General features: G+C 69.7%; 16 protein-coding genes. 8 read left to right on the top strand and 8 right to left on the bottom strand.

Annotated elements, in window-relative coordinates:
- Positions 1 to 17 precede the first annotated feature (17 nt).
- The 3 genes from ABZT02_RS43045 to ABZT02_RS43035 all read right to left on the bottom strand — a co-directional run bounded on the left by ABZT02_RS43045 (position 18) and on the right by ABZT02_RS43035 (position 3,224).
- A complete protein-coding gene (locus ABZT02_RS43045) occupies positions 18 to 1,280 on the bottom strand; it encodes a DUF2637 domain-containing protein (protein WP_356028225.1) in 1,263 nt (420 codons plus the stop codon).
- 104 nt (positions 1,281 to 1,384) lie between these two features.
- On the bottom strand, positions 1,385 to 2,293 hold the full coding sequence (locus tag ABZT02_RS43040; RefSeq protein ID WP_356028224.1) for a DUF3558 domain-containing protein: 909 nt from the start codon (positions 2,291 to 2,293) through the stop codon (positions 1,385 to 1,387).
- Between the two features lie 118 nt (positions 2,294 to 2,411).
- Positions 2,412 to 3,224, bottom strand: a complete 813-nt coding sequence (locus ABZT02_RS43035; RefSeq protein WP_356028221.1) for a DUF3558 domain-containing protein — start codon at positions 3,222 to 3,224, stop codon at positions 2,412 to 2,414.
- A gap of 205 nt (positions 3,225 to 3,429) precedes the next feature.
- Here ABZT02_RS43035 and ABZT02_RS43030 point away from each other — a divergent pair, with 205 nt between their 5' ends.
- Positions 3,430 to 4,623 carry an RtcB family protein gene (locus tag ABZT02_RS43030; protein ID WP_356028219.1) on the top strand — a complete coding sequence of 398 codons (1,194 nt, stop codon included), beginning with the start codon at positions 3,430 to 3,432 and terminating at the stop codon, positions 4,621 to 4,623.
- A 35-nt stretch (positions 4,624 to 4,658) separates the two neighbouring features.
- Here ABZT02_RS43030 and ABZT02_RS43025 read toward each other — a convergent pair whose 3' ends face one another.
- From ABZT02_RS43025 to ABZT02_RS43015, 3 genes are all read right to left on the bottom strand, one after another.
- Complete coding sequence (locus ABZT02_RS43025; protein WP_356028216.1) at positions 4,659 to 5,456, bottom strand: LAGLIDADG family homing endonuclease; 798 nt, start codon at positions 5,454 to 5,456, stop codon at positions 4,659 to 4,661.
- Positions 5,457 to 5,644: 188 nt separating this feature from the next.
- Positions 5,645 to 5,770: a hypothetical protein gene (locus ABZT02_RS43020; RefSeq protein ID WP_356028212.1), complete on the bottom strand. Its 126-nt coding sequence runs from the start codon at positions 5,768 to 5,770 to the stop codon at positions 5,645 to 5,647.
- Positions 5,767 to 6,543 carry an SDR family NAD(P)-dependent oxidoreductase gene (locus ABZT02_RS43015; protein ID WP_356028210.1) on the bottom strand — a complete coding sequence of 259 codons (777 nt, stop codon included), beginning with the start codon at positions 6,541 to 6,543 and terminating at the stop codon, positions 5,767 to 5,769. Before ABZT02_RS43015 ends, ABZT02_RS43020 begins: the two co-directional genes overlap by 4 nt.
- A 135-nt stretch (positions 6,544 to 6,678) precedes the next feature.
- Between ABZT02_RS43015 and ABZT02_RS43010 the strand changes: the two genes are divergently transcribed.
- The gene (locus ABZT02_RS43010) at positions 6,679 to 7,113 is read left to right on the top strand and encodes a nuclear transport factor 2 family protein (RefSeq protein ID WP_356028208.1); all 435 of its coding nucleotides are present in this window, start codon (positions 6,679 to 6,681) and stop codon (positions 7,111 to 7,113) included.
- A gap of 10 nt (positions 7,114 to 7,123) precedes the next feature.
- On the opposite strand, the gene ABZT02_RS43005 is transcribed toward ABZT02_RS43010, so the two are convergent.
- Entirely contained in the window at positions 7,124 to 7,459 is a 336-nt protein-coding gene (locus ABZT02_RS43005; RefSeq protein ID WP_330265166.1) for a YnfA family protein, read from the bottom strand.
- 130 nt (positions 7,460 to 7,589) lie between these two features.
- Between ABZT02_RS43005 and ABZT02_RS43000 the strand changes: the two genes are divergently transcribed.
- A complete protein-coding gene (locus ABZT02_RS43000) occupies positions 7,590 to 8,048 on the top strand; it encodes a hypothetical protein (protein ID WP_356028206.1) in 459 nt (152 codons plus the stop codon).
- A gap of 66 nt (positions 8,049 to 8,114) precedes the next feature.
- Here ABZT02_RS43000 and ABZT02_RS42995 read toward each other — a convergent pair whose 3' ends face one another.
- Positions 8,115 to 8,939: a helix-turn-helix domain-containing protein gene (locus tag ABZT02_RS42995; protein ID WP_356028202.1), complete on the bottom strand. Its 825-nt coding sequence runs from the start codon at positions 8,937 to 8,939 to the stop codon at positions 8,115 to 8,117.
- 76 nt (positions 8,940 to 9,015) lie between these two features.
- Between ABZT02_RS42995 and ABZT02_RS42990 the strand changes: the two genes are divergently transcribed.
- The 5 genes from ABZT02_RS42990 (at position 9,016) to ABZT02_RS42970 (ending at position 13,675) form a co-directional block, all read left to right on the top strand.
- Complete coding sequence (locus tag ABZT02_RS42990; protein ID WP_356028199.1) at positions 9,016 to 9,627, top strand: TIGR03086 family metal-binding protein; 612 nt, start codon at positions 9,016 to 9,018, stop codon at positions 9,625 to 9,627.
- A 130-nt stretch (positions 9,628 to 9,757) separates the two neighbouring features.
- Positions 9,758 to 10,849 carry an LLM class flavin-dependent oxidoreductase gene (locus ABZT02_RS42985; RefSeq protein ID WP_356028197.1) on the top strand — a complete coding sequence of 364 codons (1,092 nt, stop codon included), beginning with the start codon at positions 9,758 to 9,760 and terminating at the stop codon, positions 10,847 to 10,849.
- A complete protein-coding gene (locus tag ABZT02_RS42980; protein WP_356028194.1) occupies positions 10,846 to 11,451 on the top strand; it encodes a CE1759 family FMN reductase in 606 nt (201 codons plus the stop codon). The genes ABZT02_RS42985 and ABZT02_RS42980 overlap by 4 nt, the downstream gene beginning before the upstream one ends.
- Before the next feature lie 73 nt (positions 11,452 to 11,524).
- Entirely contained in the window at positions 11,525 to 12,250 is a 726-nt protein-coding gene (locus ABZT02_RS42975) for a response regulator transcription factor (protein WP_356028192.1), read from the top strand.
- Positions 12,251 to 13,675, top strand: a complete 1,425-nt coding sequence (locus tag ABZT02_RS42970) for a HAMP domain-containing sensor histidine kinase (protein WP_356028190.1) — start codon at positions 12,251 to 12,253, stop codon at positions 13,673 to 13,675.
- Positions 13,676 to 13,869 lie beyond the last annotated feature (194 nt).

The raw sequence follows: 13,869 nt of genomic DNA, 5'->3' as shown, positions 1-13,869 counted from the left end.
TGTGGAGGGCCCCTCTCTCATGCGATGTGGTCTTCCTGGAGTTCCGCCGTGTGGCGGTTCGTGAAGCGGTTGACCATGCGCTCGGCGTCGCGCTGTGCGAGCACGACGCCGTACGTCGCCTCCACGTCGCCCCTGAGCTGACCGGGAGAGGGGTAGCTGCCGTCTATCGACTTCTTGAAGACCTGGTAGAAGTCGTCCTCGGTCGGCTCCGGCGGGCCGCCGCCCTCGCCGAGCTCGCGGGTGCGGCCGTCGGTCACCGGGATGGGAAAGCTGCCGGTCTCCTCCATGGAGGGGCCCGGTTCCCGGGCGGAGGGCTCCTCGTACTGGATCTGCTGGAGCTCGTACTGCTCGGCTTCCAACTGCTCCTCGTACCAGCGGTTGTACTGCTCCGCGGGGTCGTAGTCGGGGTTGTAGCCGCCCTGGTACTCGACCTGCTTGGGGGTTTCGAACCACGGGCTCTGGTCGGGTTCGGGTTCCGGCTCAGGTTGCGGGGCAGCCTGCGGCGGGACGGGAGCCGCCACAGCGGGACGGCTGTCCGCAGCTACGGCACGGGCGGCCGCGGGGAGTTCAGCGGGCCCCGGAGCCGGCGGCAGCAGGACCGGCTCGATACCCGCCGCGGCCAGGCCCGCCGGGGCCGTCTCCGCCAGCGGGACGCCGTACCGGGCGAGGCGCAGCGGCATCAGCGACTCCACCGGCGCCTTCCTGCGCCAGGCCCGGCCGAACCGGGAATGGAGACGGGCCTGGTAGACCAGCCGGTCCTGTTCGAGCTTGATGACCTGCTCGTAGGAGCGCAGCTCCCACAGCTTCATGCGGCGCCACAGCAGGAACGTGGGGATGGGGGACAGCAGCCAGCGGGTGAGGCGGACCCCCTCCATGTGCTTGTCCGCCGTGATGTCCGCGATACGGCCGATCGCGTGCCGGGCCGCCTCCACCGACACCACGAACAGGATCGGGATCACCGCGTGCATACCGACGCCCAGCGGGTCCGGCCAGGCCGCCGCGCCGTTGAAGGCGATCGTGGCGACCGTCAGGAGCCACGCCGTCTGGCGCAGCAGCGGGAACGGGATGCGGATCCACGTCAGAAGCAGGTCAAGGGCGAGCAGGACGCAGATGCCCGCGTCGATGCCGATCGGGAGGACATAACTGAAGTTCCCGAAACCCTTCTGGAAGGCGAGTTCACGGACGGCCGCGTAGGACCCCGCGAAGCCGATGCCGGCGATGATCACGGCGCCGAACACGACCACGCCTATGAGCACGCGGTGCGTTCGAGTCAGCTGCATGGGCGCGGACACCCGTACTCCCCTCCCGGTACGTGTTGTTGCGCGCAACAGAGTGGCACATATGTGCTGCGCACGGATGGCCGGTACTGGCCCTCAGTACTTCTTCAGCGCGTCTTCGCGGCCGACTTGGACGGAGATGCCGACTTCGACGCCGACGGGGACGCCGACTTCGACGGGACCTTCGACGGCGCCTTCGAACCCGACGCGGACTCCGACGGGGCCGCGCTCGCCGCACCCTCGCCGTTCGCCGCCGACACCGCGGCCACCGCCTCCTTGGCGGCCCGCTCCGCGAGCTTCGCGAGCGAGTCCGCACTCGGCGCCTTGTCACCGGCCAGACCCGCGCCGTTGTAGTCGACGGTCACGACGACGTTCTCCACGCGCGTGACGACCGTCTGCTGCTTGAAGGCGCCTTCCTTCTTCTTCAGGTCGTACCGCACCAGCGTCGCCGCGTCACCCGTCCCGGAAACCGCCTGCGACTTGGCGTTCTTCGCACCGGCCACCGACTGGGCGTCCTGGATCTGCTGCTCGTAGTACTTCTGCGCCTGCGCCTCACCCGTACCGCGCGAGGCGTCCGACGCGAAACGCAGCAACGAGACGTTCAGCCAGCGGAACTGGGAGCCCTTCACACCGTTGTTGTCGAGGCTGCTCCACGAGCAACTACCGCGCGTACCCGCCTCCGACGTGCCCTTCTTACCGGACTTCGGAGCCTCCGGGACCAGCGACTTCAGGGTCTTGGACGACAGCACCTTGCACGACTCGGGAAGCGACTCGTACGCCGCCGCCTGCACCGTGGGCGCCGCGCTCGCCGAGGCCGACACCGTCGCACCGGCGCCCGCGGCCTTGTCCCCACCGCTGCCGGAGCCGGAATCACCGGAGCCGGAGTCGGAGGAGCAGCCGGCGGCGATCAGCATCACCGGGACTGCGGCCGCGCAGACAAGGACGCGGTGAAGACGCTTCGCTTGCTGAACACCCTGGTCACGCTCTGCTCGTCGCTGCATGGTTCCTTCACTCATGACGCTTGTGGTTCCTGCCGTCGGATCGGGTCCGAGGGGCCACGGTACGCGGTGAGGATGCTGTGCAGTCCAGCTTCGAATCCGTTGTGCGCACGGGTGAGGGGTGTGTGGAGAACGCTCAACCGGACAGCGACCCCGCCAGCTGAGAGGCCAGTTTCCGGGCGTTGTCCTGCATTTCCTTGCTGTCCGGCGTGACGCCGATCGTCGTCGGCTGCTCCTCGTACTCGATCGTCACGATCACGTTGGACGTGCGGAACGCCACAGTCACCTTGCGCTGCTGGACCGTCGAACCCGAGTCGCCCAACACGTCGTCCAGGAACGCCTCGTCGCCCAGATCGTCCAGGAGACGCGGCTGCAGATCGGAGGGAGTGGCGGACACCGAGCCACCCGGACTCGCGGAACCGCTCGGAGTGGCCGGCGGGGACGCCGTGGCACTGGCGGCCCCGCTCTCCGCCACGTCCGAGGTGGCGCTGGACGTCGCCGCCGGCAGATCCGCCTTCTCCTCGGTCTGCGCGAACAGCTGCTGCGCCTGGGCGTCGTCGCTGACCGAGTTGTCGTACGACACCACACGCTCGAAGTCGACCGAGAGGTACTCGGTGGCGTCCGTGGCCTCCACCTTCCAACGGCAGCCGACCTTGCGGTCGGTGTCGTAGGTGAGCGAGGCCTCGCCCTCGTAGGCCTTGGCGCGCTGGTTCTCGTCGGCGATCTGTTGGATGCCGGGCAGGAGCACGTCGAGGGTGCTCTGACCGACCACGCCGCACGCCTCGGGGAGCGTGCGGTACTTGCCCGGCTGGGCGACCACGGAGGCGGTGCCCGCGTCGTCGGGGTTCGCGTCGTCCGTCGTGCCGTCGCCGCCCGAGCTGCCGGTGCAGCCGGCCAACAGCGCCGCGAGGAGGGCGGCGACGCCGGGTACGTAGGCCTTCCGCTGCACGGTGGGGCTCCTCTCGGAATGTCTCCGACTCGTGGGGAACTCAGTGTCCCCGCAGGTTATTCGCTTGCCGCACGGGGGTGTGCCCTGGAGACAATGTGTATCGCACGCACTGCCGTGAACGCCGGTCCGTCATCCCATACGTCGACCTTGGCACTGGTTTTGCGATTCGAGACTTCTGTTTGTTTTCCGGGGGAATGAGGACGATATGTCGTACGTGGAGATGCCGGGCGCCAAGGTCCCGATCCGTATGTGGACCGACCCGGCGACGGTGGAGGACGTGGCACTCCAGCAATTGCGGAACGTGGCCACCCTGCCGTGGATCAAGGGGCTGGCGGTCATGCCGGACGTCCACTACGGCAAGGGGGCAACGGTCGGGTCCGTCATCGCGATGCAGGGTGCGGTGTGCCCGGCGGCGGTGGGTGTGGACATCGGCTGCGGGATGTCGGCGGTGAAGACGTCGCTGACCGCGAACGACCTGCCGGGGGACCTGTCCCGACTGCGCTCGAAGATCGAGCAGGCGATTCCGGTGGGGCGGGGGATGCATGACAGTCCCGTCGAGCCGGGCCGGTTCCATGGGCTGGCTACCGCCGGGTGGGACGACTTCTGGGGGCGGTTCGACGGGGTTGCGGATGCGGTGAAGTTCCGGGGGGAGCGGGCTGCGAGGCAGATGGGGACGCTGGGCGGGGGGAATCACTACGTCGAGCTCCTGTTTGATTCTGACGGTTCGGTATGGCTCACGCTGCACTCCGGTTCCCGGAACATCGGCAAGGAGCTGGCGGAGTATCACATTGGGGTCGCCCAGAAGCTGCCGCACAACCAGGGCCTGGTCGATCGCGATCTCGCCGTCTTCGTCTCGGACACTCCTCAGATGGCGGCGTACCGCAATGATCTGTACTGGGCTCAGGAGTACGCCAAGTACAACCGCGCGATCATGATGGCGCTCCTGAAGGACGTGATCCGCAAGGAGTTCAAGAAGGCGAAGCCGACATTCGAGACGGAGATCTCCTGCCACCACAACTATGTGATGGAGGAGCGCTACGAGGGCATGGACCTTCTGGTCACTCGTAAGGGAGCGATTCGCGCAGGCTCGGGTGAGTACGGGATTATTCCCGGTTCCATGGGCACCAGCTCGTACATCGTGAAAGGGCTCGGAAACGAGAAGGCCTTCAACTCGGCTTCTCACGGGGCGGGTCGGCGCATGAGTCGGAACGCGGCCAAAAAGCGTTTCTCGGTGCGGGACCTGGAGGAGCAGACGCGGGGCGTGGAGTGCCGTAAGGATTCCGGCGTCGTGGACGAGATTCCGGGGGCCTACAAGAACATCGACCAGGTGATGGAGCAGCAGCGCGATCTCGTCGAGGTCGTGGCGAAGCTGAAGCAGTTCATCTGTGTGAAGGGCTGAAGAGGCCCCCGGCAGGACCGGGGGCCTTGCTCATGTCATTGATCGTTTGGCATCAGCATCCGGCTGTTGCGGAGTCGCCATCGGCGCATACGGCAGCTCTGCTCGCTGCGGCCGAGTTTCTCCGCCACTGCAATGACGTCGTCGGACTGAAGGAGCATCTGGTCTTCAGGCGCCGTCCAGCGCCTTGAGTGCACGATCCGCATGTCGTACGGGCGGGTCCAGGAGGCGGCTGCTTCTGCCTTTACTTGCTTGCGTCCGAGAGACAGACAGCCTGGGTAATAAAGATCTGTGGCCAGAATCTGAGCGGCTTCCTTCTCGTAGGTGATGTTGTACACCTCGTCGCGTGCGTTGCGATTCGTCATGCGCTCCACGCCGGTGATCTCCCTTGCGTAGGCACGCAGATGGGCAGCGATGGCCGTGCTTGACGTGGTCAGGGAGACGAAGGGGACGCCCTGGCCCGCGCAGCCGATCGAGCCGTCGGCGTCGATAAGCCCTCGCACATAGTCACGACCGGAAAAACCGACGGTTGGTGGAGCGATGTGCCGTGACTTGCGACCGTATGGCAGGCCGAGGTCGTTGAGCTTCGTGCGGGCCTCAAGGGAGCACAGGGTCCACACCGCCGAGTTGTGGTGTTCGGCGAAGTTCGTGGTCCGGGTGCGCTCGGTAACGCTGCTGTTGTAGGGCGTCAGGTACTTGAACCGATACAGCAAGTCGATGTCTCGGAAGTTCAGTTCGACGCTCAGACGGCCTTTCTTCCCCACACCCTGGTAGAGGTGTCCGTCCGCTTGCAAGAAGCCGAACATGTACGCGTACTCGGGGACCGTCAGGTCCATGAACTGGGGAGCGTTAGGCTCGCGTTCAGCCACAGGGAAGCCTCTACTTCCTTGCTGGACAGGCCCTCGACTGGGCGGCATCCCGGTCGAGGGCCGTCGTGTCGGTGTTGTGGCGTGAGCCTAGGTCGCCAGTTCAGGGGGTGTTCAGGTGATCGAAGAGGTTCATTCCTGTGGGTGATCTGCCGCGCTCACTTCGGTGCGTGTGTCACCGCGTAGATCATGACGAAGGCCACGATGTGGATGCCGAAGAGGAAGTAGGCGAGCCACCACCACATGTGGCGTTCGTCGTGGGGGTCCTTGGGGTCCGGGGTCACAGGTCTCGGTGGACCTTCGTGTTGGAGGCCTGGGCGCGGGGGCGCAGGACCAGGAGGTCGACGTTGACGTGGCTGGGGCGGGTGACCGCCCAGGTGATGGTGTCGGCGACGTCGTCGGCGGTGAGGGGCTCGGCGACGCCCTGGTAGACCTTCTCGGCCTTCTCCTGGTCGCCGCCGAAGCGGGTCAGGGCGAACTCGTCGGTCTTGACCATGCCGGGCGCGATCTCGATCACGCGGACCGGGCGGCCGACGATCTCCAGGCGCAGGGTCTCGGCGAGGACGTGCGCGCCGTGCTTGGCGGCGACATAGCCGCCGCCGCCCTCGTAGGTGCCGTGCCCGGCGGTGGAGGAGACGACGACGATCGTGCCGTCGCCGCTCGCGTCGAGCTTGGGGAGCAGGGCCTGGGTGAGGTTCAGGGTGCCGATGACGTTGGTCTCGTACATCGAGCGCCAGTCGGCGGGGTCGCCGGTGGCGACCGGGTCGGCGCCGAGGGCTCCGCCTGCGTTGTTGACGAGGACGCCGATCGTCTTGAAGGCCGTCGCGAACTCGTCGACGGCCTCGCGGTCCGTCACGTCCAGTTGGTAGGCCGTCGCCTGGTGGCCCGCCGCGTTGATCTCTTCCGCGAGCGCCTCGATGCGGTCCTTGCGGCGGGCGGTCAGGACGACGCGGTAGCCGGCCGCGGCGAGCTGCCGTGCGGTGGCCGCGCCGATTCCGCTGCTCGCCCCGGTGACGATCGCGATCCGGGACGCGGGGGACGGGGCGGCGGATGCCATGGCTGCTCCTCGTGCGGGCGTGGGTACGGGCTCCCGCCAGGATAGGTCGGCCGTGGTCCGGGGCTCCGGGCGGTCCGGATCGCGGGCCGGTGCGAAGATTGAGGTGGGTGATCCCCTGGACTGTGGAGGTGGATCATGGGAGAAGCGCGTGAGGTCATGGACCGGCTCACCGATGCGGTCACGCACCCCGATCTGAAGGCCATCGGCGAGCTGTACGCGGAGGACGCGGTCGCCGTCACCCCCGACGAGGGGGAGATCCACGGGCGCGACGGCATCGTCGCGTACTGGCGGCAGATGACGGAGGCGGTGCCGGACGGCACGTTCGAGACGCTGCACAGCTACGAGGCCGGGGACACGGCGATCGACGAGGGCGTTTTCAGCGGACGCAACACCGGGCCGATCCAGCTGCCCACCGGGGAGACGCTCCCGGCGACGCAGAAGGAGGTCAGGATCCGTGGGGTGGACATCGCCACGGTGAAGGACGGGCGGATCGTGGACTACCGGCTCTACTTCGACGAGATGGAGTTCCTGGGGCAGCTCGGGCTGCTGCCGGACGACGCGGCGTCGTGAGTACGGCCGTTCAGTCGCCCCGCGGCGCGTACATGATCACCGCCATGCCCGCGAGGCAGATCAGTGCGCCCGCGATGTCCCAGCGGTCGGGGCGGTAGCCGTCCGCCGCCATGCCCCACAGGATCGAGCCGGCCACGAAGATGCCGCCGTAAGCGGCGAGGATGCGGCCGAAGTGGGCGTCCGGCTGGAACGTGGCGACGAAGCCGTAGGCGCCGAGGGCGAGGACGCCGCCCGCGGTCCACATCCAGCCGCGGTGCTCCCGTACGCCCTGCCAGACCAGCCAGGCGCCGCCGATCTCGAAGAGGGCGGCGACGACGAAGAGGGCGGCGGAGCGGGCTACGAGCATGTCGGCCAGCTTCGCATGCCGGTTCTCCGGTGCCGCTGTCACCTGATGGAGGGCGCCTGTCGGCCGCCGTACGTGGGATACATCCATGCGACCACGGCGGTTCGGGCGGCTGGAGCGAGGAGTGGGTGGCATGCGGGTGCTTGCGGTGTGGGGTGCGGTGGTGGTGGCGCTGGCGGGCGGGGGTACGGCGGTCGCCGTGGGCGGGCCCGAGGCGGATCTGGCGTATCACGGGGCCGCGTCCCTGTCCGGGGGGCTGGTGGACGTGCGGTTCACGCCGCGCAATCACGGGCCTGCCGCCGTGCCGGACGCGACCGTACGGCTGCGGTGGTCGGAGCCGCTCGTGAACGAGCAGACGTTGCCGCAGGGGTGTGCGCGGACGGAGGAGCGGGTGGTGCTGTGCGGGGTGGGGGCGCTGGCGACGGACGCGGTGGGGGAGCGGGTCGGGATGCGGGTGCGGTTGCGGGGGGTGCCGACGGAGGTGCTGCTGGAGATCGACACGGTGTGGGGTGGGGGGACGGTGGACCGGAACCGGGAGAACGACCGGCAGCGGGTGCTCGTGCTCGACAGCGGGGACGAGTACTACTTCTGACGGGTCGGGGATGCGTGGGATGCCGGGGGGACTGGTCCCACGCAGCACCGAGCCGCCGCTTCGGGGTCAGCCCGCGGCCGCCTGTGCGTACGCCGTCGGCGGCACCCCGACCGTGGTCGTGAAGTCCCGGACCAGATGGGCCTGGTCGGCGTAGCCGAGGTCGGCGGCGAGGGCGGCCCAGTCGACCTCGCTGCGGGTGCCGGCGCGTTCGAGGGCCTCGTGGATGCGGTAGCGGAGGATGACCCACTTCGGACTCACGCCGACGTAGGCGGAGAAGAGCCGTTGCAGCGCCCGTACCGAGAGGCCCGCGGTGCGGGCGAAGTCGTCGACGCGGCGGACGGCGCGGTCGTCGTGGGCGCGGCCGACGAGGGCGGTGGCGAGGTCGGTCTGCGGGTCGGGGGCGGCCGGGGCGAGGGGGAGGAGGAAGGCGTCGAGTGCGGCGACGCGGGCCTGGTCGGTGGCGGGGGTCACGACACAACCGGCGGTGTCCGCCGTGATCATCGGGAACACGTCCCTGGCCGGCAGTACTCTGCCCGTCCAGTGGGACACCGGGTGTCCGGGGGCGTACGGGCGGAAGCCGCCGGGACGGAACTTCACCCCGCAGACCCGGCCCCGGCCGGTGAGCTTCCTCGTGTAGAGGCCGCCGGGGATGCCGGTCAGCTCGGCGTAGGGCGCCCCCTCGTCCTGCTCGTCCTGCTGGAAGGTGAGGTGGACGGACGGGTGCGGGACGACGTGGGAGACGTAGGGCTCGGGCAGGTCCCAGTCGATGAACCAGTACCACTCGACATACCGGCGCAGCGGTTCGGCGGGCTCGTGGCGGCGGAACCTCACCCGGGTCAGCAGCCCGGCCGGGTCGACGATCCCGCGGGTGTCGCGGCGGGGGGCGGCCATGAGGGGATCGTACGTCCGGGGCCGGGCGTCGCGTTTCTTCAAGAAGGGCGGGCGGCGGGCTTCGTACGGTCGGGGTATGGACACGAACGCGGCGAAGAAGACGTACGGCATCGGTGAGCTGTTGGGGATGGCCCGGGAGCGGGCGGTTCCGGTGGTCCGGGGTATCGCGGACACGGCTCTAGGGGCTGCCACGCCCTGTGCGGAGTACGACGTGAAGGGGCTCGTCAATCACCTCTTCCAGGTGGTCGTGCAGTTCCAGCGGCTGGCGGTGAAGGAGTCGTCGGAATTCGGTGAGGTGGCCGCCGACCGGGTGGCGGAGGGGCCCGACTGGCGGGAGCGGTTCGCGGCGGAGACGGACCGGCTGGTGTCGGCGTGGTCCGCGGCCGGTGCGGAGGAGGGGGTGACCGGGGCGATGGAGATGCCTGCCCGGTTGGTCGGGGCGATGGCGTTGCTGGATCTGACCGTGCACGCGTGGGATCTGGCGCGGGCCACGGGTCAGGAGTACGGGGAGGCCGAGGGGGCGGTGGTGGAGGAGCTGGCGGGTGCGGTGGCTCAGCTTGCTCCCACGGCCCGGAAGATGGGGGTGTTCGGGGAGCCGGTGGGGGTGGCGGGGAGCGCGTCGGACTTTGAGCGGTTGCTGGGGCGGACCGGGCGGGATCCGGGGTGGGTCGCGCCCACGCGGCGGTAGCCGCGGATGCAATACGGCCCTGCGCCCCTGACCAGGTGATCTGAACCGGCGGGAATACGTCCAGGCAGGTCTTGGTTCTCCAGGCACGCGGTTATAGTTGAACCGTAAACTACCTGGAGGGTGAGCGACCATGCAGTTCGGGATCTTCAGCGTCGGCGATGTCACGCCGGACCCGACGACCGGCCGGACGCCGACCGAGCGTGAGCGGATCAAGGCCATGGTCGCGATCGCGCTGAAGGCGGAGGAGGTCGGGCTCGACGTCTTCGCGACCGGTGAGCACCACAACCCGCCGTTCGTGCCGTCGTCGCCGACCACCATGCTCGGGTACATCGCGGCGCAGACCGAGAAGCTCATCCTCTCGACCTCGACCACGCTGATCACCACGAACGACCCGGTGAAGATCGCCGAGGACTTCGCGATGCTCCAGCACCTGGCCGACGGCCGGGTCGACCTGATGATGGGCCGCGGCAACACCGGCCCGGTCTACCCCTGGTTCGGCAAGGACATCCGCGAGGGCATCAACCTCGCCATCGAGAACTACGCCCTGCTGCGCCGGCTGTGGCGCGAGGACGTCGTGAACTGGGAGGGCAAGTTCCGTACGCCGCTCCAGGGCTTCACCTCCACGCCGCGCCCGCTGGACGGGGTCGCGCCGTTCGTCTGGCACGGCTCCATCCGCTCCCCGGAGATCGCCGAGCAGGCCGCCTACTACGGTGACGGGTTCTTCCACAACAACATCTTCTGGCCGGCCGACCACACCAAGCGGATGGTCGAGCTGTACCGGGCCCGCTACGCCCACTACGGGCACGGCACGCCCGAGCAGGCCATCGTGGGCCTCGGCGGCCAGGTGTTCATGCGCCGCAACTCGCAGGACGCGGTGAAGGAGTTCCGGCCGTACTTCGACGTGGCGCCGGTGTACGGGCACGGGCCCTCCCTGGAGGAGTTCACCGAGCAGACGCCGCTGACCGTCGGCTCCCCCGAGCAGGTCATCGAGAAGACCCTGAAGTTCCGCGAGTACGCCGGGGACTACCAGCGCCAGCTGTTCCTGCTCGACCATGCCGGACTGCCCCTGAAGACCGTCCTGGAGCAGCTCGACCTGCTCGGCGAGGAGGTCGTCCCGGTGCTGCGCAAGGAGTTCGCGGCGGGGCGCCCGGCCGACGTCCCCGAGGCTCCCACCCACGTGTCGTTGCTGGCCGCCCAGCAGAACAAGGAGGTCGCCGCATGAAGCTCGTCGTCGTGTCCGCGGGGCTGAGCGTCCCCTCGTCCACCCGCCTGCTGGGAGACCGGCTGGCCGCCGCCGTGGGGCGCGCGGCCGAGGTGGACGTGCACGTCGTGGAGCTGCGGGAACTCGCCGTGGAGATCGCCCAGAACTTCACGAACGGCTTCCCGGGCCGGGCCCTGGCCGCCGCGCAGGACGCGGTGGCCGGAGCCGACGGGCTGATCGTCGTGACCCCGGTGTTCTCGGCGTCGTACAGCGGACTGTTCAAGTCGTTCTTCGACGTGCTGGAGCCGGAGGCGCTGGCCGGGAAGCCGGTGCTGATCGCCGCGACCGGAGGGACGGCCCGGCACTCCCTCGTCCTCGAGCACGCACTGCGGCCGCTCTTCGCCTATCTGAAGGCCGTCGTCGTGCCGACCGGGGTGTACGCCGCCTCCGAGGACTGGGGCGCGGAGGGGCTGGACGGACGGATCGAGCGGGCGGCGGCAGAACTCGCCGCCCTGATGACCGGACTGTCGGCCGTGCGCGCGCCGCGTGCCCCCGAGGCCGACGCGTTCTCGGCGGTGGTGCCGTTCGAGGAGCAGCTCGCCGCGTTGCGCCCCACCGGGTGAGAGGCCAGTAAGAAGGGCAGCCGGTGAGCAGCTCATCACACGTACGACTCGGTGGGCACGGCACACTGAGGGTGTGCCCCAAAATGTGCTGCTCGCCGAAGACGACCGTGCCATCCGTCACGCCCTGGAGCGCGCCCTGATCCTGGAGGGCTACCAGGTCACCGCGGTCGCCGACGGGGTGGAGGCGCTGGCGCAGGCCCACCGGACGCCGCCGGACGTGCTCGTCCTCGACGTGATGATGCCCGGCATCGACGGACTCCAGGTCTGCCGGGTACTGCGCGCCGAGGGCGACCGCACGCCGATCCTCATGCTGACGGCGCTCGTGGAGACCCAGGACCGGATCGCCGGTCTGGACGCGGGCGCCGACGACTACGTGGTCAAGCCCTTCGACGTCGAGGAGGTCTTCGCCCGGCTGCGGGCCCTGTTGCGGCGGACCAGCCCCGACGGAATGGCCCCGGTCGCCGCCGCTCCCAAGGCCGTCGTACCCGAGCTGCCCGAGGGGCGGATCGAGGCGGCCGGGCTGCGCATGGACATCCAGGCACGGCGGGCCTGGCGGGGGACGCGCGAGCTGGAGCTGACCCGTACCGAGTTCGAGCTGCTGGAGCTGCTCGTGCGCAACGCGGGCATCGTGCTCGACCACTCGACCATCTACGACCGTATCTGGGGCTACGACTTCGGGCCCGGCTCCAAGAACCTCGCCGTCTACGTCGGCTATCTGCGCCGCAAGCTCGACGAGCCCGGCGCCCCGCAGCTGATCCACACGGTGCGTGGCGTGGGTTACGTGCTCCGGGAGGACTGAGTGGGGCGGCTGGCTCGGGTGTGGGCCCGGCCGCGGCCCAGGCTGCTGTCCCTGCGGACCACGTTCGCGGTGTCCTTCGCCGCGGTGACGGCCGCGGTGACCGTGCTCGTCGGCGTGCTGTCCTACAGCGCCGCCGCCCGTCTGGTGCGGGTCGACCAGGAGTCCGTGTTCGACCAGGTCGTGCAGGATCTCCGGGACGAGGTGAGCCAGCACCGGATGGCGCCGGAGGACTTCTCGTCGTCGGCGCCGGGGCATGACCTGGTGCGGCCCGCCCGTACGGATGTGCAGGTGCTGGGGCCCACCGGGGCGGTCGCCGATCCCGGGCGTCCCGGGCTGCCGGTGGTCTCCGCAGACCGGCGGATCGCCGCGGCCGGCGTGGCCGGGCGGATGGTCCTGCACAAGGAGGTCTCGGTCGGGAGCGATGTGTACCGGGTCGCCACCGTCTCCCTGGGCGGCGGGCGGGGCGCGGTGCAGGTCGCCCAGGAGTTCAGTGACACCGAGGATCTGCTGCGGGCGCTTCAGCAGCGGACGTTCCTGCTCATGGCGGCGGTCGTGGTGGGCGCCGGGTTGTTCGGGTGGTGGCTGGCCCGGCGGATCACCCGGCGGCTGGTCATCCTCACGTCCGCCGCGGAGGACGTGGCGCGGACCCGGCGGCTCGGGATCGAGGTGCCGGTCACCGGTTACGACGAGGTGGGGCGGCTGGGGCGTGCCTTCGACCGGATGCTGGGCCGGCTCGCGCAGTCGGAGGAGGATCAGCGGCGGCTGGTGCAGGACGCGGGGCACGAACTGCGGACGCCGCTCACCTCGTTGCGTACGAACATCTCGCTGCTGCGGCGGATCGACGAGCTGCCGCCCGCCACACGCGAGGACCTCGTCGCCGATCTCACCCAGGAGGCACGGGAGTTGACCGACCTGGTCAACGAACTGGTCGACCTCGCGGCAGGGCAGTCGGACAACGAGCCGCCGCAGCGGGTGGATCTCGCCGATGTTGCGGACGAGGTGGCGGGGCTGGCCCGACGGCGCACCGGGCGGGAGATCATGGTGCACGCGAGCGGGTCGACGGTGACGGACGGGCGGCCGGGGAGTCTGCAGCGGGCCCTGTCGAACCTGGTCGAGAACGCGGTGAAGTTCGACCGGGACGGTACAGCTCCGATCGAGATCTCGGTGTCGGGGTTCACGGCGGCCGGGCCGGTGCGGGTGGAGGTGCTGGACCGGGGGCCCGGGATCGCGACCGCCGATCTCGTGCGGGTCTTCGACCGGTTCTACCGGGCGGCGGACGCGCGGTCCCTGCCGGGGTCGGGGCTGGGGTTGTCGATCGTGCGGGAGGTCGCGCTGTCGCACGGGGGCGCGCCGTTCGCGTTTCCCCGGGACGGGGGCGGGACGGTGATCGGGTTCACGGTGGGCGGGGATGCGTTCAGCGGTTGAGCGGGGTGCCTGCGGCGGCCTGTGCGGGTTCGGTGGGGGCGGGCGTTTCGCGCAGTTCCCCGCGCCCCTGAGGATGCCTGCGGCGGCCTGTGCGGGTTGGGTGGGGGCGGGCGTTTCGCGCAGTTCCCCGCGCCCCTGAGGATGCCTGCGGCGGCCTGTGCGGGTTGGGTGGGGGCGGGCGTTTCGCGCAGTTC

It is taken from the genome of Streptomyces sp. NPDC005402 (assembly GCF_040606575.1).
Classification (GTDB): Bacteria; Actinomycetota; Actinomycetes; order Streptomycetales; family Streptomycetaceae; genus Streptomyces.
This window is presented reverse-complemented; position numbering and strand designations above follow the sequence as displayed.

Excerpts from the sequence above, each read along its gene's own strand:
- ABZT02_RS43045 (WP_356028225.1), bottom strand. The coding sequence starts at position 1,280 with ATGCAGCTGACTCGAACGCACCGCGTGCTCATAGGCGTGGTCGTGTTC.
- ABZT02_RS43040 (WP_356028224.1), bottom strand. The coding sequence starts at position 2,293 with ATGAGTGAAGGAACCATGCAGCGACGAGCAGAGCGTGACCAGGGTGTT.
- ABZT02_RS43030 (WP_356028219.1), top strand. The coding sequence starts at position 3,430 with ATGTCGTACGTGGAGATGCCGGGCGCCAAGGTCCCGATCCGTATGTGG.
- ABZT02_RS43025 (WP_356028216.1), bottom strand. The coding sequence starts at position 5,456 with ATGGACCTGACGGTCCCCGAGTACGCGTACATGTTCGGCTTCTTGCAA.
- ABZT02_RS43015 (WP_356028210.1), bottom strand. The coding sequence starts at position 6,543 with ATGGCATCCGCCGCCCCGTCCCCCGCGTCCCGGATCGCGATCGTCACC.
- ABZT02_RS43010 (WP_356028208.1), top strand. The coding sequence starts at position 6,679 with ATGGGAGAAGCGCGTGAGGTCATGGACCGGCTCACCGATGCGGTCACG.
- ABZT02_RS43005 (WP_330265166.1), bottom strand. The coding sequence starts at position 7,459 with ATGCTCGTAGCCCGCTCCGCCGCCCTCTTCGTCGTCGCCGCCCTCTTC.
- ABZT02_RS43000 (WP_356028206.1), top strand. The coding sequence starts at position 7,590 with ATGCGGGTGCTTGCGGTGTGGGGTGCGGTGGTGGTGGCGCTGGCGGGC.
- ABZT02_RS42995 (WP_356028202.1), bottom strand. The coding sequence starts at position 8,939 with ATGGCCGCCCCCCGCCGCGACACCCGCGGGATCGTCGACCCGGCCGGG.
- ABZT02_RS42990 (WP_356028199.1), top strand. The coding sequence starts at position 9,016 with ATGGACACGAACGCGGCGAAGAAGACGTACGGCATCGGTGAGCTGTTG.
- ABZT02_RS42985 (WP_356028197.1), top strand. The coding sequence starts at position 9,758 with ATGCAGTTCGGGATCTTCAGCGTCGGCGATGTCACGCCGGACCCGACG.
- ABZT02_RS42980 (WP_356028194.1), top strand. The coding sequence starts at position 10,846 with ATGAAGCTCGTCGTCGTGTCCGCGGGGCTGAGCGTCCCCTCGTCCACC.